The 17,138-nt window shown below is 64.8% G+C and carries 15 protein-coding genes; 8 read left to right on the top strand and 7 right to left on the bottom strand.

What is annotated here, in order from left to right; genetic code table 11:
• The 4 genes from VGN46_RS01280 to VGN46_RS01265 all read left to right on the top strand — a co-directional run.
• On the top strand, nucleotides 1-226 hold a 226-nt coding region (locus VGN46_RS01280; protein ID WP_331639775.1), incomplete at its 5' end, for a thioredoxin fold domain-containing protein.
• 102 nt (nucleotides 227-328) lie between these two features.
• Nucleotides 329-4,192, top strand: a complete 3,864-nt coding sequence (gene purL, locus VGN46_RS01275; protein WP_331639773.1) for a phosphoribosylformylglycinamidine synthase — start codon at nucleotides 329-331, stop codon at nucleotides 4,190-4,192.
• A 17-nt stretch (nucleotides 4,193-4,209) separates the two neighbouring features.
• Nucleotides 4,210-5,073 (top strand): glycosyltransferase family 2 protein, encoded by an 864-nt coding sequence (locus VGN46_RS01270; RefSeq protein ID WP_331639771.1) that lies wholly within the window; start codon nucleotides 4,210-4,212, stop codon nucleotides 5,071-5,073.
• Entirely contained in the window at nucleotides 5,070-5,975 is a 906-nt protein-coding gene (locus tag VGN46_RS01265; RefSeq protein ID WP_331639769.1) for a DMT family transporter, read from the top strand. The genes VGN46_RS01270 and VGN46_RS01265 overlap by 4 nt, the downstream gene beginning before the upstream one ends.
• 86 nt (nucleotides 5,976-6,061) lie before the next feature.
• On the opposite strand, the gene VGN46_RS01260 is transcribed toward VGN46_RS01265, so the two are convergent.
• Nucleotides 6,062-7,195, bottom strand: a complete 1,134-nt coding sequence (locus VGN46_RS01260) for an aldose epimerase family protein (RefSeq protein ID WP_331639767.1) — start codon at nucleotides 7,193-7,195, stop codon at nucleotides 6,062-6,064.
• A 142-nt stretch (nucleotides 7,196-7,337) separates the two neighbouring features.
• Here VGN46_RS01260 and VGN46_RS01255 point away from each other — a divergent pair, with 142 nt between their 5' ends.
• Complete coding sequence (locus tag VGN46_RS01255) at nucleotides 7,338-8,033, top strand: FadR/GntR family transcriptional regulator (protein WP_331639765.1); 696 nt, start codon at nucleotides 7,338-7,340, stop codon at nucleotides 8,031-8,033.
• Nucleotides 8,034-8,150: 117 nt separating this feature from the next.
• Here VGN46_RS01255 and VGN46_RS01250 read toward each other — a convergent pair whose 3' ends face one another.
• Nucleotides 8,151-8,357 (bottom strand): YbdD/YjiX family protein, encoded by a 207-nt coding sequence (locus VGN46_RS01250; RefSeq protein WP_331639763.1) that lies wholly within the window; start codon nucleotides 8,355-8,357, stop codon nucleotides 8,151-8,153.
• A 12-nt stretch (nucleotides 8,358-8,369) separates the two neighbouring features.
• Nucleotides 8,370-10,445 (bottom strand): carbon starvation CstA family protein, encoded by a 2,076-nt coding sequence (locus VGN46_RS01245; RefSeq protein WP_331639761.1) that lies wholly within the window; start codon nucleotides 10,443-10,445, stop codon nucleotides 8,370-8,372.
• A 166-nt stretch (nucleotides 10,446-10,611) separates the two neighbouring features.
• Here VGN46_RS01245 and def point away from each other — a divergent pair, with 166 nt between their 5' ends.
• Nucleotides 10,612-11,148, top strand: coding sequence for a peptide deformylase (gene def / locus VGN46_RS01240; RefSeq protein ID WP_331639759.1), 537 nt, complete (start codon nucleotides 10,612-10,614; stop codon nucleotides 11,146-11,148).
• Between the two features lie 154 nt (nucleotides 11,149-11,302).
• Here the strand turns inward: def and VGN46_RS01235 are convergent, their stop codons facing one another.
• From VGN46_RS01235 to VGN46_RS01220, 4 genes are all read right to left on the bottom strand, one after another.
• Nucleotides 11,303-11,686, bottom strand: a complete 384-nt coding sequence (locus tag VGN46_RS01235; protein WP_139984663.1) for a helix-turn-helix domain-containing protein — start codon at nucleotides 11,684-11,686, stop codon at nucleotides 11,303-11,305.
• 125 nt (nucleotides 11,687-11,811) lie between these two features.
• On the bottom strand, nucleotides 11,812-12,624 hold the full coding sequence (gene pyrF, locus VGN46_RS01230; RefSeq protein ID WP_331639754.1) for an orotidine-5'-phosphate decarboxylase: 813 nt from the start codon (nucleotides 12,622-12,624) through the stop codon (nucleotides 11,812-11,814).
• A 108-nt stretch (nucleotides 12,625-12,732) separates the two neighbouring features.
• Entirely contained in the window at nucleotides 12,733-14,391 is a 1,659-nt protein-coding gene (gene ettA, locus VGN46_RS01225; RefSeq protein WP_331639752.1) for an energy-dependent translational throttle protein EttA, read from the bottom strand.
• Nucleotides 14,392-14,527: 136 nt separating this feature from the next.
• Nucleotides 14,528-15,127: a hypothetical protein gene (locus VGN46_RS01220; protein WP_331639750.1), complete on the bottom strand. Its 600-nt coding sequence runs from the start codon at nucleotides 15,125-15,127 to the stop codon at nucleotides 14,528-14,530.
• A 216-nt stretch (nucleotides 15,128-15,343) separates the two neighbouring features.
• On the opposite strand from VGN46_RS01220, the gene glyA reads away from it, so the two are divergent.
• Nucleotides 15,344-16,600 carry a serine hydroxymethyltransferase gene (gene glyA, locus VGN46_RS01215; RefSeq protein ID WP_331639748.1) on the top strand — a complete coding sequence of 419 codons (1,257 nt, stop codon included), beginning with the start codon at nucleotides 15,344-15,346 and terminating at the stop codon, nucleotides 16,598-16,600.
• A 3-nt stretch (nucleotides 16,601-16,603) separates the two neighbouring features.
• Nucleotides 16,604-17,119: a transcriptional regulator NrdR gene (gene nrdR, locus VGN46_RS01210; RefSeq protein WP_331639746.1), complete on the top strand. Its 516-nt coding sequence runs from the start codon at nucleotides 16,604-16,606 to the stop codon at nucleotides 17,117-17,119.
• Nucleotides 17,120-17,138 lie beyond the last annotated feature (19 nt).

Below are 17,138 nucleotides of genomic sequence, written 5' to 3'. Positions count from 1 at the left end.
GGTCTCGGTGTGGTGCGCCAGCGATCGCAAGGCGGCCTTCACCGCGGCGAAGCAGGGGCATGCGCCAAAGCCGGCGACTTGTACCAACCCGGTCAAGGACCAGTTCGATCTGGGCCTGAAGCTTGGCGTCACCGGCACGCCGATGATCATCGGTCCGGACGGCAGCACGCTTGGCGGCTACGTCACCCCTGAACAGCTGCTGCAGGCCCTGCAGAAAGGCAGCTGAGGCCCCGGGAGGGCCATGCGGGGCGGGTTTGGGCCGGCGGTTATGCCGTATTGCAGCATCGGCTAGAATAGCCAGTTCCTTCGCCTAGCAGCCGTTCCCCGCATGATCGTACTCGACGGGCAGAGCGCCCTCTCGCCGTTTCGCCTCGAACGCCTGAACGCCCACCTGGAGTCCCTGTTCCATGGGACCCGCGTGCAGGCGGCCTGGTTCGTGTACTTCGTGGATGCCGCCACGCCGCCGGAAGGCGACGCGCGCGCGCGCCTCCTGGCCATGCTGGAAGCCCGGCCGGGTCACCCCGAGCCCGCCACGTTCTGGGTGGTGCCCCGCCTGGGTACGATTTCCCCCTGGTCGAGCAAGGCTACCGATATCGCCCACGGCGCCGGCTTCGATGTCCGCCGGATCGAGCGTGGCGTGGCCTGGCAGGTCACCGGCCTGCCGCCCGCGACGGACCCGGCCTACGCCCAGGTCATGACCGCCTTCTGCGACCCCATGGTGCAGTCACCGTTGAGCACTCTGGCGGATGCCGCCGGCCTGTTCCTCGTCGGTGCCCCGGGCGACCTCGGCCGCGTGGAGCTGGGCAGCGATGCGCAAGCCGCGTTGCAGGCGGCGAACAGCGAACTGGGCCTGGCCCTGGCCGACGATGAAATCGACTACCTCGCCGAGCGCTATGGCGAGATGGGCCGTGCGCCGACCGATGCCGAACTCATGATGTTCGCCCAGGCGAACTCCGAGCATTGCCGGCACAAGGTGTTCAATGCCACCTGGACGCTGGACGGCAAGGAGCAGGAAAACTCCTTGTTCGGCATGATCAAGAATACCCACAAGCTCTCGCCGAACTTCACGCTGTCCGCCTACAAGGACAACGCGGCGGTGGTCGAGGGCTACGAGGGCAACCGCCTGTTCGTGAACCCCGACGACGGCGTGTTTCGCACGGTGAAGGAATCCGCGCCGTACGCGATCAAGGTGGAAACGCATAACCACCCGACGGCCATCGCGCCGTGGCCGGGTGCCGCTACCGGTTCCGGTGGCGAAATTCGCGACGAGGGCGCTACGGGTCGCGGTGGCAAGCCGAAGGCCGGCCTCACCGGGTTCTCGGTCTCGCACCTGCGCATCCCCGGCCTGCCGCGTCCGTGGGAAACCCCGCGCCCGCTGCCGCCGCGCATGGCCAGTGCATTTGAAATCATGCGCGATGGCCCGCTGGGCGCCGCCGCGTTCAACAACGAGTTCGGTCGTCCGGCCCTCGGTGGTTACTTCCGCACGTTCGAACAGGAAACGGGCGAGAAGGGTATCCGCCGCGGCTACGACAAGCCGATCATGCTTGCGGGCGGCCTGGCCGCGATCCGCGAACAGCACGTGCAGAAGCGTGACGTGCGCCCGGGCGACAAGGTCATCGTGCTTGGCGGCCCCGCGATGCTGATCGGCCTCGGCGGTGGCGCCGCGTCGTCGGTGGCTTCGGGCACCTCGAGCGCGGAGCTGGATTTCGCCTCGGTGCAGCGCGATAACCCCGAAATGGAGCGTCGTGCGCAGCAGGTCATCGATGCGTGCTGGGCGCGCGGCGAGCAGAACCCGATCGTCAGCATCCACGACGTCGGCGCCGGTGGTCTTTCCAATGCGATTCCCGAAATTCTCAACGATGCAGGCGTCGGCGGCATCATCGATCTGTCGAAGGTGCCTTGCGACGACCCCACGCTGTCACCCATGCAGGTGTGGAGCAACGAATCGCAGGAGCGTTATGTCCTGGCGATCGGCGCGGAAGAGATCGCTGAGTTCGAGGCGTACTGCAAGCGTGAGCGTTGCCCGTTCGCGATCGTCGGCGAAGCCACGGCGGAAGCGCGCCTGATCGTTCACGATCCGCGCCGCGAACTCACCGTGATCGACCTGGGCATGGATGTGCTGTTCGGCAAGCCGCCGCGCATGCACCGCGACGCACAGCGCGTGAAGCCGCGCGTCGACCTGGTCGCTGATCTCACCGGCATGGGTATGGATGAAGCGCTGATGCGCGTCCTCCGCCTGCCGACGGTGGGCAGCAAGAACTTCCTTATCACCATCGGTGACCGCACCGTGGGCGGCCTGAACGCGCGCGACCAGATGGTCGGCCCGTGGCAGGTGCCGGTGGCGGACGTGGCTGTGACCATGACCGACTTCGACGGTTATACCGGCGAAGCGATGGCCATGGCGGAGCGCGCCCCGGTGGCGCTGCTTTCCAGTGCCGATGCCGCGCGCATGGCGGTGGGCGAAGCGATCCTCAACATGGCCGCCGCCCCGATCAAGCTGGAAGAAATCCGCCTGTCCGCCAACTGGATGGCGGCGGTGAACCACCCGGGCGAAGACGCCGCGTTGTTCGACGCGGTGCGCGCGGTGGGCATGGAACTATGCCCGGAACTCGATATCGCGATCCCGGTCGGCAAGGACTCGCTGTCCATGCAGACCGTGTGGACGGATGAGAGCGGCAAGAAGCAGAAGACGGTTTCGCCGGTCTCGCTGGTCATCACCGGCTTCGCCCGCGTCGACGATGTGCGCCGCGTGCTCACGCCGCAGCTCAAGCTCGACCGCGGCGATACCGACCTGTGGTTGATCGACCTCGGCGCCGGCCGCGACCGCCTCGGCGGTTCCGCGTTGACCCAGGTGTTCAACCGCGCCGGCGGCGTGCCGCCGGATCTCGACGACGCGAAGCGCCTGCGCGCCATGTTCGAGCTCATCCAGGAAGCCAATCGTGGCGGCCTGCTTCTGGCCTACCACGACCGTTCCGATGGTGGCGCCATCGTCACGTTGCTGGAAATGGCCTTCGCTGGCCATTGCGGCCTTGAGATCAAGCTCGATGGCTGGGCCGACGCGACCTTGCGCGCGCTCTTCAACGAGGAGCTCGGCGCCGTGGTCCAGGTGGCCAGCGCGAACCGCGAGGCGTTCGAGCAGTTGCTTGTGAAGCACAACCTCGCCGGCATGACCCATCACGTGGGTCGCCCGAAGGAGAAGCTCGGCATCAAGCTGCACCTGAATGGCGAAACGCCGTTCAAGTGGAACTGGACTGAGCTGTTCCGTGCGTGGAACGAAACCAGCTACGCCATGCAGCGCCTGCGCGATAACCCGCAGAGCGCGGACCAGGAAAGCGAATGGCGCCTCGACGATGCCGATCCCGGTCTCTCGCCGAAGCTCACCTTCGATCCCGCCGATGACATCGCCGCGCCGTATATCGCGACGGGCGTGCGTCCGCGCGTCGCGATCCTGCGCGAGCAGGGCGTCAACGGCCAGGTAGAAATGGCCGCGGCATTTACCCGTGCCGGTTTCGACGCCGTCGACGTGCACATGACCGACCTCACCAGCGGCCGTTACCACTTGAAGGACTTCCGCGGACTCGCTGCCTGCGGTGGCTTCTCCTACGGTGACGTGCTGGGTGCCGGTCGCGGCTGGGCTACCTCGATCCTCTACAACGATGCGCTGCGCGAACAGTTCGCGCGGTTCTTTGAGGATGGCAGCAAGTTCGCGCTTGGCGTGTGCAACGGCTGCCAGATGCTCTCGCAGCTGAAGGACATCATCCCCGATGCGAAGCACTGGCCGCAGTTCCTGCGCAACCAGTCGGAGCAGTACGAGGCACGCCTTGCCACGGTCGAGATCCTCGATTCGGGCAGCCTGTTCTTCCGTGGCATGGCCGGTTCGCGCCTGCCGGTCGCGGTCGCGCACGGCGAAGGTCGTGTGCATTTCCCCAACGTGTGCAGCCCGTCGAAGAGCCATGGCGCCGCCCGCTTCGTGGATAACCGCGGCAAGCCGACCGAGCACTACCCGCTGAACCCGAACGGTTCGCCAGGTGGCCTCACGGCGTTCACCGCCGCGGATGGCCGCGTGCTCGCGATGATGCCGCACCCGGAGCGCGTGTTCCGCAGCGCCCAGCTCAGCTGGCACCCGGAACAGTGGGGCGAGGATTCGCCCTGGATGCGCATGTTCCGTAACGCACGCGCCTGGGTCGGTTGAGCCAGGCGTCCGGCGGGATGGAAGACATGGCGGCGGGCGACCTCACCAGCATCATCATCGTCCTGGCCGATAGCGGCCCGCTCACTCGTGACTGCGTGGAACACGCGCTCGCGAGCGACCGTCCGGTCGAGGTGATCCTGGTCGACAACGGATCGGACGATGGCGTGCCCGAGGCGCTCGATCGCGCGTACGCCGCCGATGATCGCGTGCGCGTCGTCTACAACCGGGCCAACCTGGGCTTCGGCCCTGCCGTGAATCGTGGCGCGGCCGTCGCGCTGGGTCAGCGCTTCCTGGTGTTGAACCCGGATTGCCTGATCGAGCCGGATACGATCTCGCGCATGGTCGCGCACCTCGGTCCGCACACCGGTATCGTGGGCGCGCTCGTGCAGGATGCTGCGGGCCATGTGGATCCCGCCTCGCGTCGCCGTGATCCGCTCCTTGCGCGGGCGATCGCCACGAAGCTCGGTCGCGGCAGTGCCGGCATCGATATGGGCGGCCCGCTGCCGGCCGGTGCGGAGCCGGTGGAAGTGGTGTCCGGTGCGATCCTGCTGATGTCGCGTGGCGCCTTCGAAACCCTCGGTGGTTTCGATGAGACATTCTTCCTGCATTGCGAAGACATGGATCTGTGCCGACGTGCTCGCGACATGGGCTACCAGGTGCTGCTCGCAGGCGATGTACGCGTGATGCATGGCAAGGGCGGCTCCAGCCGTCACCGCCCGGTGTTCGTCAGCCGGCACAAGCATCGCAGCATGTTCCTGTGGTTCCGGCGCCACGATCCCGCGGCGAAGCATCCGCTGGTTCGCGCTGCGGTGTGGCTCGGTATCTGGGCCCACTTCCTCCTGAAGATTCCCGGGCAGTTGCTGCGGAAAAAACGCCGATGAGCGCGGTGGGGAAGGGGAGCGGCCTGGCGACGCTGGGCCTGCTGGCGGTGACCGCCATCTGGGGTTCCACCTTCGTGATGATCAAGGACGTGGTCGGCCGCATGTTGCCGATCGATTTCCTGGCGGTGCGTTTTGCGATCGCCGCCGTCACGATGTTGCTGCTGTTCGCCGTGCCGGTGCGCCGGCTCGGCCGGGCGCAGACCCTTCGTGGGCTGGCGCTTGGTGTGCTCTACGGCGTCGCGCAATGGTTGCAGACCGAAGGGCTGGCGCTCACCTCGCCCAGCATCAGTGGCTTCGTGACCGGCATGTACGTCGTGTTTACTCCGTTCCTTGCGCTGGCGATCTTCCGCCAGCGTTTTCCCGCGAGTACATGGGTGGCGGTGGCCCTGGCGATGGTCGGGCTAGGCATCCTCGCGCTCAACGGTTTCTCGGTCGATCTGGGCGTGGTGCTGACGCTAGCGTCGGCTGCTCTGTATGCCTTGCATATCGTTGGCCTGGGCCACTGGTCCCGGCCCGGCGATGCGTTCGGCATGTCGGCGATCCAGATGCTGGGCATCGCTGCGGTATGCGTGCTGGCGACGTTGCCGCACCACGGCCCCGCGTTGCCGCCGGATGCCAAGGCCTGGGTGGCGATCATCTACATGGCGCTTATTGCCGGCGCGCTGGCCATGCTGGTGCAGACGTGGGCCCAGGCGCATATGCCCGCCACACGCGCGGCGATCGTGATGACCACCGAACCGGTCTTCGCCGCAGGGTTCGCCGTGGCGCTGGGTGTCGATGCATTGACCACCCGCATGGTGGCCGGCGGCGCGCTGGTCCTCGTCGCGATGTACATGGTGGAGCTGGCTCCACGCTTCCGTCGTAAAAAGCCCACCGAAGCCCTGCACCACGAAGCCGGCTAACGGGCTCCCTGTAGGAGCGCGCTTGTGCGCGATGGGTGCCTGCCGCAAACCCCATCGCGCGCAAGCGCGCTCCTACAAGGGTCCGGTCACTTCGAGGTGCTGAATTTATAGGTCATCACGTTCTTGTAGGTCTGCCCAGGCTCCAGCCTCGCCGAGCCGAAGTCCGGCTGGTTCGGGGTATCGGGGAAGATCTGTGGCTCCAGTGCGAAGGCGTCGCCCTCGCGGTAGATGCCACCTGCCTTGCCCGATGTGGTGCCATCCAGGAAGTTGCCCGAATAGAACTGCAGGCCGGGCTGCGCCGACCAAAGCGACAACACGCGGCCGCTCTTCGGATCGGATACGCGTGCCACCTCGCGTGGCGTCGGCGCCTCCTTCCGCGAAATGACCCAGTTGTGGTCATAACCGCGGCCGAACACGAGCTGCTGCTCGCTGGCATGGCGCACGTCACGCCCGATCGGCTTGGCCTTGCGGAAATCAAAATACGTACCGGCGACGCTACGCACTTCCCCGGTGGGGATAGCGGTGGCGTCCGTGGGCAGATACGCATCGCCCGCGATCATCAGCTTCTGGTCCATCACGCTACCCGAACCCTCACCCGCAAGGTTCCAGTAGGTGTGGTTGGTGATGTTGACGATGGTGGGCTTGTCCGTGGTCGCCGTGTACTCGATGGTGAGCTCGTTCTTGTCGTCAAGCGAATACTTTGCCGTCGTCGTAAGCTGGCCCGGGTAGCCCTGGTCGCCATCGGGGCTTATGTAAGTCATGGTCACGCTCGGATTGGCGCCCGATTCGACCTTGTCGACCGTCCACACCACCTTGTCGAAGCCGAGCTTGCCGCCGTGAAGCGAGTTGGGCCCATCATTGACCGGTACGGTGTAGTCCTTGCCATCGAGCTTGAACTTGCCCTTGGCGATACGGTTTGCATAGCGGCCGACCGTGTCACCGAAATACTGCGGTTTCTCGAAGGTGCCTTTCAGGTCGGGGTAACCGAGCACGATGTCGCCCGGTTTACCGTTACGGTCGGGTACCTCAAGCGCATACAGCGCGGCCCCCAGTGAGATAACCTTGGCCGTCATGCCCTTGCCATTGGTGAGGGTGATGACCGTCACATCTTTTCCATCCGGCGTTGTACCGAAGGAGGCCTTTGTCGCATCGCCCGCGGATGCCGCAGTGGCGCTGCCAAGCAGAAACGCCGTGGTGGCCATGGCCAGTAGCTTGCGCATCGTCCCCTCCCATTGTGATGACCCGCCGACGAGAGCATATTTGTCCGACAATTGACAAGCTGCGCTGCGTCAAGGTGGTTAGCGCGAACATAGCTAGGATGCGCTGGGAGTTAACGCGGGAAGGGGCGCGATGATAATGAAGATGGCAAATTCACGAAGCCTGCACGCGCGGGTCGTCGGCGAGATCGGCGAATCCATCGTCAGCGGGGTGCTCCGTCCGGGCGATGCGCTGCTGGGCGAAGCCCAGCTGGCGGCGCAGATGGAGGTCAGCCGTACCATCCTGCGCGAGGCATTGAAGGTGCTCGCCGCCAAGGGTCTTATCGAGACCCGGCAGAAGACCGGCATGCGTGTGCGCGACGCCCGCTTCTGGAATCACCTGGACCCGGACGTGCTGTCATGGCGCTGCGCCTCGATGCCGACGGAGGATTTCGTCGGCAAGCTGGTCGAGATGCGCGCGATCATCGAGCCGGCTGCGTGCATGGCAGCGGCGCGTCGTCGCGACGCCGCGCAGTTGGAGGCGATCGGCGCTGCGCTGGATGCGATGGAAGATGCGCCCGATCTGGACGCCTGGGCCGAAGCCGACCTGCGCTTCCACGAGGCGGTCCTTACGGCGACGAACAACGAGTTGTTGAGTTCGTTGTTCTCAGTGATCGAAACGTCGCTTGCGACGTTCTTCGTGATGTCCGCGCGCACGGCGAAGAACTTCAAGTATTCGCTACCGCAGCACCGCGCTGTCTACGAAGCCATCCGCCGCCGCCGCCCCAACGAAGCGGCAGAAGCGATGCGCGCGATGATCGACGACTCCCGCACCAACATGCGCAAACCCAGCCGCAAATAACTGTGCGCCCGGGCGCGACGGGAACGCGCTGGAAGCCCCAACCCCTGTAGGAGCGCGCTTGGCGCGATGGGTATTGCCGCAAGCACCCATCGCGCGCAAGCGTGCTCCTACATCTGGTTAGCAGCAGCGACCGCCGGTGCCGCGGTAGCGCGCCTCCTGGCGTTCACGGAAGAACTCCCCGTAACTCGGTACGGGGCGCTCCGGGTGGTGTTCGCGCAGGTGTTTCACATACACGTCGTAATCCGGTACCCCACAGCAGAGGCGGGCGGTTTGTACCGCCCACTTCCACAGGGTGCGGGGCGAAGCGGGGATAGAGGTGTCCATCGCCATGCTCCTTTACGGGGTGACACTCGAGAGGGCAACGTACGGTTCTTCATGCGCTGTCGCGTGGTTGGCGCGCCAGGCACGGGCGATCGCACGCAGTGAGAAGAACAGCATCACCAGCACCAACAGCATGAACAGGCCGGTCAGTGCCATGTCGACGCGGTTGTTGGTGATGATCCGCTGCATCTCCTCGGCCGTCTTCGCCGGTGGCAGCAGCTTGTTCGCGGCGGCGGCTTCCGCGTACTTCTGCGCGGCGGCGGTGAAGCTGATCTTGGCATCGAAGAGCTTCTGCCAGCCCGCCGTGAGGGTGCACACGACCAGCCACGCGGCCGGCACCGCTGGTACCAGCACGTAGCGCTTCCGTTTCAGCTTGACGACCACGAGCGTCGCCAGCATCAGGGCGATCGCGGCAAGCATCTGGTTGGCGATGCCGAACAGTGGCCACAAGGTGTTAATGCCCCCCAGCGGATCCACTGCGCCCTGGTATAGGAAGTAACCCCACAAGCCCACGCAGATCACGGTGGCGATCACGTTGCTTACCCACGACTCGGTCTTCTTCAGCGGCGCGTACGCCATGCCGGCGAGTTCCTGGATCATGAAGCGACCCACACGGGTACCGGCATCGACGGTCGTCAGGATGAAGAGCGCTTCGAACAGGATGGCGTAGTGGTACCACAGCGCCATCATGTTCTCGCCCGGCATGATCCCGTGCAGCAGCTGGGCCATGCCTACCGCGAGCGTGGGAGCACCGCCCGCACGGCCAAGGATCGTGGACTCGCCAATGTTCTTCGCGGTCTCGGTAAGTTCCGCGGGCGTGACCGTGAAGCCCCAGCCACTGATGGCGGTGGCGGCGTCCTGCACCGTCGTGCCGACCAGTGCGCCCGGCGAGTTCATCGCGAAGTACACGCCCGGGTGCAGCGATGCCGCGGCGATCAGGGCCATGATGGCGACGAACGCCTCCATCAACATGCCGCCATAGCCGACCATGCGCGCTTCGCCTTCATTGGCCAGCAGCTTTGGTGTGGTACCCGAAGCGATGATCGAGTGCCAGCCGGAAACCGCCCCGCAGGCAATGGTGATGAACAGGAACGGGAACAGGTTGCCCTGGAACACGGGCCCACTGCCATCGATGAACTTGGTGACCGCCGGCATCTGCAGCGTAGGTGCCGACAGGAAGATCGCCAGAGCGAGCAGGGCAATAGTGCCGATCTTCAGGAAGGTGGAAAGGTAATCGCGCGGAGCCAGCAGCAGCCACACGGGCAGTACCGAGGCGAAGAAGCCGTAACCAATGAGCCACCAGGCAAGCGCCTTCGCGTCGTAATCGAACAGGACAGCAAGTGCCGGTGTATCGTTCACCGTCTTGCCGTACCAGATCGACGCGAGCAGCAGGATCACGCCAATGATCGACACCTCGAGGATCCGGCCCGGCCGCAGATAGCGCAGGTACAGGCCCATGAGCAACGCGATGGGAATGGTGGCGGCCACCGTGAACGTGCCCCACGGGCTATGGGTAAGCGCCTTGACGACGACCAGCGCCAGCACGGCCAGCACGATCATCATGAGCACCAGCACGCCGACCATCGCGATGACGCCAGGCACCTCGCCCAGTTCCTCTCGCAGCATGTGGCCGAGCGAGCGCCCATCGCGGCGGAGCGAAAGGCCCAGGATCATGAAGTCCTGGACCGCGCCGGCAAATACCACGCCGACCAGGATCCACAGCATCCCGGGCAGGTAGCCCATCTGCGCCGCGAGGACGGGACCGACGAGGGGCCCGGCACCCGCGATAGCGGCGAAGTGATGCCCGAAGACCACCCATTTGTCAGTCGGCACGTAATCAAGGCCGTCGTTGCGCAGCACGGCGGGCGTCGCGCGGCTCGGATCAAGCTGCAGTACGCGGGTGGCGATCAGCCGGCTATAGAAGCGGTAGCCGATAAGGAAGACCGCGATGGAAGCGGTAACGATCCAGATGGCGTTGATGGGCTCACCGCGGCGCAGGGCCACGACGCCAAGACACCATGCGCCGACGATGGCGATGGCGGCCCACAGGATTTTTCCTGCGGGGCTGGGTTTGGGAATGGCGCTTTGCATGGTGTCTCGGCTCCCCTTGCGGTTGGCCACAAGGGTCGCCCCCGGGCCGGTGGGGGTCAATGATTCACGACCGCCTGGCGTATTAGCCATTGGTCGAATGGAAGGGCTTGAGCCCGGCCGCCGCTCCCGCCATGCTGGGGGTAACCCCACTCCCCGCGGCCCGCCGATGATTCGCGAGATCCTGAAAATGGGCGACGAGCGTCTTTTGCGCATCGCCCCCGCCGTTCCCGACGACATGCTGGGCTCCGCGGAGCTGGACGCCCTGATCACCGATATGTTCGACACCATGCACGACGCCGGTGGTGTAGGCCTTGCCGCGCCGCAGATTGGCGTGGACCTGCAGCTGGTGATCTTTGGCTTCGACAGCAGCGAGCGCTACCCGGATGCGCCGCCTGTGCCGCAGACGATTCTGCTCAACCCGGTGATCACGCCGCTATCGCAGGACATGGAAGAAGGCTGGGAAGGTTGCCTCTCCGTGCCTGGCCTGCGCGGGGCGGTGAACCGTTACTCACTGATCCGCTACCAGGGTGTCGATCCGAAGGGCGAGAAGATCGATCGCACGGCGGAAGGGTTCCATGCCCGGGTGGTACAGCACGAGTGCGACCACCTGATCGGGCGGCTATACCCGTCGCGGATTACGGATTTTGCGAAGTTCGGATACACCGACGTGCTGTTCCCGGGGATGGACATCGGGGACGATTGAGGTCTCCGGCTTCATCGCTTCGTCGGCTTATCGCGTGCAAGCACGCTCCTACAACCGCCGCCACGACCCGAACCCCTGTAGGAGCGCGCTTGCGCGCGACCCAGCGCGCCAATCGCAGCGGTTCCCGGTAGGAGCGCGCTTGCGCGCGATGCTCCTACTCGGCCTCGGCCAGGGCCTCGACGATGACCAGGAGGGCCTTGCGGCGTTCCTTCGGAAGCCGGCTGACCAGGCCGACCAGGCGCAGCTGTTCGCGGGAGTCGGCGCGGTAAAGCGCAGGGCTTTCCTTGACCCCGGTGGCGCCGCTGGGTGAGCCGCGGCCGGTGGCGAGCCACTCGAAGTTCACGCCGAAGCGGACGGCCATATCGATCTGGCGTTCGAGCTCGGGCAAGCCGAGGTCGCTGAGCCACTTACGTGCCGTTTCACGGCTGACATCAAACAGATCGGCCAGCTGGGTAATGCGGCCGCGGCCTTTCTTGACGCCAGCCATGTCCAGCGCGACATGCAGACGTTGAGAAAAACCTCGGTTGGTGAGTGGCATAACAACTCCGGCAGAACGCTTTTACGGCGCAAAAGACCCGGTATTGTTGATAGCCCGGAGCGAGAGCGTAAGCCCTTGACAGTTGCCAAGTAGTGCAATTTACGACTGTTTTTCGCTTTCAGCCCTTAACGACGAAACGAGTTAATCAATTTTCTCATTTCGTCGGCCGTCCGATGTGCTACCTCGGCAAAGTCCCTTCCGCTACTAGCGTAGAGGATGGCGCGCGAGGACGAAATCATCAGGCCCGCTCCGTCGCTGGTCTGGCCGTGCTTCATGACCGCGGCGACGTCGCCGCCCTGCGCGCCGATACCTGGAACCAGCAAGGGCATATTACCCACAACCGCGCGCACGCGACCTAGTTCTTCTGGCCAGGTGGCGCCGGTGACGAGTGCGCAATTGCCGTTTTCGTTCCATTGGCTGGCGATGGTTTCCGCCACGCGGATATAGAGCGGCTCCCCACCGCAATCCAGTGCCTGAAAATCGGCGCCGCCGGGGTTGGATGTACGGCAAAGCAAGATGACGCCCTTGTCGGCACGGTCCAGGAATGGATCGATTGAATCCTTGCCAAGGTACGGGTTCAGCGTGACGGCGTCGGCGTCGTAGCGATCGAACGCTTCCACGCTGTAGTGCTTCGCAGTGGAACCGATGTCGCCGCGTTTCGCGTCGAGGATGACCGGAACGTCGGGATGCTTATCGTGGATATGTTTGATCAGCCGCTCAAGCACGCCTTCGGCACGCTGGGCAGCGAAGTGGGCGATCTGCGGCTTGAAGGCGCAGATCACGCCGGCCGTGGCATCCACGATATCGCGGCAGAACGCGAAGATGCCTTCCTCGCCTGACAAACCCGCGGGAAGCCGGCCTGGCTCGGGGTCGAGTCCCACGCAGACCAGGGAATCGTTACGACGCCAGGCGTCCTTCAACGAGGTCATGAAGTTCACGGGAGTCGCTCCAATAGATAAATGTAGGAGCGCGCTTGCGCGCGATGCACTTGCTCTGACGCTATGGCATCGCAAGAACCATCGCGCGCAAGCGCGCTCCTGCAGGGGTCAGACCAGCTTCTTGTACTTGACGCGCTTCGGACCGGCATCGTCGCCGAGGCGGCGCTTCTTGTCGGCTTCGTATTCGTTGTAGTTACCCGGGAAGAACTCGACGTGTGAATCGCCTTCGAACGCGATGATGTGCGTGGCGATGCGATCGAGGAACCAGCGGTCATGCGAGATGACTACCGCGCAGCCGGGAAACTCGAGCAGCGCATCTTCGAGCGCGCGCAGCGTTTCGACGTCAAGATCGTTCGACGGCTCATCGAGCAGCAGCACGTTGCCACCCTGGAGCAGGGTCTTGGCCATGTGCAGGCGGCCGCGCTCACCACCGGAGAGCTGGCCAACGATCTTCTGCTGGTCGGTGCCCTTGAAGTTGAAGCGGCCGATGTACTGGCGCGACTGGATCTCGAAGTTGCCGATGGTGAGGATGTCCGAACCGCCCGACACCTCCTGCCACACGTTCTTGGAAGGATCGAGCGCATCGCGCGACTGGTCGACGTAGGCGAGCTTGACCGTGTGGCCGAGCTTCACTTCGCCGGAATCCGGGGTTTCCTTGCCCATGATCATTTTCATGAGCGTGGACTTACCGGCACCGTTCGGGCCGATGACGCCGACGATGGCACCGCCGGGGATCTTGAACGAGAGGTCTTCAATCAGCACGCGGTCGCCGAACGACTTGGTGACGTTCTTGAACTCGATGACTTCCTGGCCCAGGCGCTCGCCCGGCGGGATGAAGATCTCGTTCGTTTCGTTGCGGCGCTGGTACTCGACCGAGTTCAGCTCTTCGAAGCGGTTAAGGCGCGCCTTGCCCTTCGACTGGCGGCCCTTGGCGGCCGAACGAACCCACTCGAGTTCCTTCTGGATCGCCTTCTGACGCGACTTCTCCTGGTTGGCTTCCTGCTTCAGGCGCTCGTCCTTCTGCTCCAGCCACTCGGTGTAGTTGCCCTTCCAGGGAATGCCGCGGCCGCGGTCGAGCTCGAGGATCCACTCGGCGGCGTTGTCGAGGAAGTAGCGATCATGCGTGACCGCCACGACGGTGCCGGGGTAGTCGTGCAGGAAGGTTTCCAGCCAGTCGACCGATTCGGCGTCGAGATGGTTGGTAGGCTCGTCGAGCAGGAGCATGTCAGGCTTGGAAAGCAGCAGGCGGCACAGCGCCACGCGGCGCTTTTCACCACCGGACAGCGGACCGATCACGGCATCCCAGGGCGGCAGGCGCAGCGCGTCGGCGGCGACTTCGAGCTGGCGCTCCAGCGCGTGCGCATCGTTGGCGGCAAGGATGCCTTCCAGACGCTCCTGGCGCTTGGCCAGGGCCTCGAAATCCGCACCTTCCTCGGCATAGGCGGCGTAGACCTCTTCGAGTTCCTTCTGGGCATCGAGCACTTCCGAGACGCCTTCCTCGACGGCTTCGCGCACGGTCTTGGTCGGATCGAGGTCCGGCTCCTGGGCCAGGTAACCGATCTTGGTGCCCGGGTTGGCACGGGCTTCGCCCTGGAAGTCCTTATCGACGCCCGCCATGATCCGCAGGACCGTGGACTTGCCCGCGCCGTTGATACCCAGCAGGCCGATCTTGGCGCCAGGGAAGAACGAGAGGGAGATGTCCTTGATGATCTGGCGCTTCGGGGGGACGATCTTGCTGACCCCGTTCATGGTGTAGATGTATTGCATGGACGCTCCGTAAGGAAAGCCGGCCCCGGGAGCGGAAGCTCCCGGCGGGCAAACCCTCATTATAGCGGGGTTTGGTGACGAACACCGCCGCCTGGGAAGGGCGCCGGCTGAACGGGTTCGAGCCGGCGCCCGGCCCTCACAGGCGTCCCGTCTCGACGTAATCCCGGATCCGCTGCTGGTTCCTCACCGAATAGACCTCACAGGGCCACAGGCCGAACTGGAAGTCGCCCATGTTCGTGTTGCAGGTGGTCCATGTCTCGGCGTACTCGTGGATGGCGCCGAAGGTATGGCCCAGCTCATGCGCCACATTGGACGACGTCCGTACGCTCGCCATCGCAAAGGGAGTCCCTTCGTAGGCGACACCGAGGGCGCTGCCGTTCGGGGAACCCTGGACCACGAGGACCATGCGCGTCGCGCGGGTGTCCCGGCTGCCCAGCCGATCCAGCACGGGCTGGGCAGCCCTGCGCCAGTCGCCCAGCGCGCCTTCGTGGCCGTAGGGCAGGCGCTCCAGGCCGTCCAGCTGGCGGTGGACATGGATCTGGATGTCCTGTCCGGGCAGGACGTCGGCACGCATGTGGCCCAGCCAGGCGCTCACGTGCTCTGAGACGAAATCCTGCACATTCATCTGGACGTCCTCGTGGAGCACGAAGTGGACGTTGATCGTCGGCGGAGCCCCGGCGAAGGCGGACAACGGGGCGGACAGGGCCAGGCCGAAGGCCAGGAGCTTGGTTTTCATAGGATTCCTTTCGTGGTTTGGCAAACGGACGTTCCACGTCCGCCGGCAACGTTAAGAGACTTTGGGCTGCCCGGGAGTAGGAATGATCCTTGGCGCGCTGTAGGTCGATGCCGACAGGGAGCCTCGCTGGATGCCTACGGACTTGCCTCGCTGGCCGCAAACCCCCACCTCAGCTACACTTTTCGCCTTCCCCTACGTACTTCCCACGAGGTTGAGATGTTCCCGAAGGATGCAACGATCGCCGGCTATGACGACGAGCTCGCCCAGGCCATCGCCAACGAGTCCCGCCGCCAGGAAGATCACGTCGAGCTGATCGCCTCGGAGAACTACGCCAGCCCGCGCGTCATGGAAGCCCAGGGCTCCACCCTGACCAACAAGTACGCCGAGGGCTACCCGGGCAAGCGCTACTACGGTGGCTGCGAGTATGTGGACGTGGCCGAAAAGCTGGCCATCGAGCGCTTGAAGAAGCTCTTCGGCGCCGATTACGCCAACGTGCAGCCGCACTCCGGCTCGCAGGCCAACCAGGCCGTGTACTTCGCGCTGCTACAGCCGGGCGACACCATCCTGGGCATGAGCCTGGCCCACGGCGGCCACCTGACCCACGGTGCCAAGGTCAACCTCTCGGGCAAGATCTTCAACGCCGTGCAGTACGGCATCGATCCGGATACCGGCCTGGTCAACTACGACGAGATCGAAAAGCTCGCCGTGGAGCACAAGCCGAAGATGATCGTCGCCGGCTTCTCGGCCTACTCGCAGGTGCTCGACTGGGCGAAGTTCCGCGAGATCGCCGACAAGGTCGGCGCGTACCTGTTCGTCGACATGGCCCACGTCGCAGGCCTCATCGCCGCAGGCGTCTACCCGAACCCGGTGCCGCACGCGCACGTCGTCACCTCGACCACGCACAAGACCCTGCGCGGCCCGCGCGGCGGCATCATCGTGGCCAAGGGCCTCGGTGAGGAACTGGAAAAGAAGCTGCAGTCGGTGGTCTTCCCGGGTATCCAGGGTGGCCCGCTCATGCACGTCATCGCCGCCAAGGCCGTGGCGTTCAAGGAGGCACTGGAGCCTTCGTTCACCGAATACCAGAAGCAGGTCGTCGCCAACGCCAAGGCCATGGCGAAGACGCTGATCTCGCGCGGTTACAAGGTCGTCTCCGGCGGCACGGAAAACCACCTGATGCTGATCGACCTGATCGGCCGCGATGCTACGGGCAAGGATGCGGAAGCGGCCCTCGGCAAGGCCCACATCACGGTGAACAAGAACGCCGTCCCGAACGACCCGCGTTCGCCGTTCATTACCTCGGGCCTGCGCGTCGGTACCCCGGCGATCACCACTCGCGGCTACAAGGAAGCGGATACGGTGGAACTGGCCAACTGGATCTGCGATGTACTCGACGCGCCGAACGATGACGCCGTCATCAAGGCCGTGCGCGAGAAGGTCACGGCGCAGTGCAAGAAGTATCCGGTGTACGGCTGATCGATGCATTGCCCGTTCTGCCAGCATGAAGACACCCGCGTCATCGATTCCCGGCTCACCGAAGACGGTGGCACGGTGCGTCGGCGGCGCGAGTGCCCACAATGTAGTGAACGCTTCAATACGTTCGAAACCGCGGAACTGAAGCTCCCGGCGATCGTGAAGTCTGGCGATCGTCGCGAGCCGTTCGATGAGCACAAGCTGCGCGTGAGCTTTGAACGCGCACTGCAGAAGCGCCCGGTGGCGAGCGATGCCGTGGATGCCGCGGTACGTGCCGTGACCAACGACCTGCGCCGCAGCGGTGATCGCGAAGTGCCCTCCCGCCAGGTGGGCGAGCTGGTGATGCGCGAGCTCAAGCTGCTCGACCAGGTCGCCTACGTGCGTTTCGCGTCCGTGTACCGCCGCTTCGAAGACGTCCACGCGTTTCGCGAGGAAATCGAGAAGCTCGAGCGCGACCTGCCATCGATGGAAGGTTTGCAACTGCCGCTGCTCGAGGCGGCCCGGCGCGGACGCAAGTCCTGATGTCCCGTCCGTTCTTTCC

The organism is Luteibacter sp., from assembly GCF_036500425.1.
Lineage (GTDB): Bacteria > Pseudomonadota > Gammaproteobacteria > Xanthomonadales > Rhodanobacteraceae > Luteibacter.
This window is presented reverse-complemented; position numbering and strand designations above follow the sequence as displayed.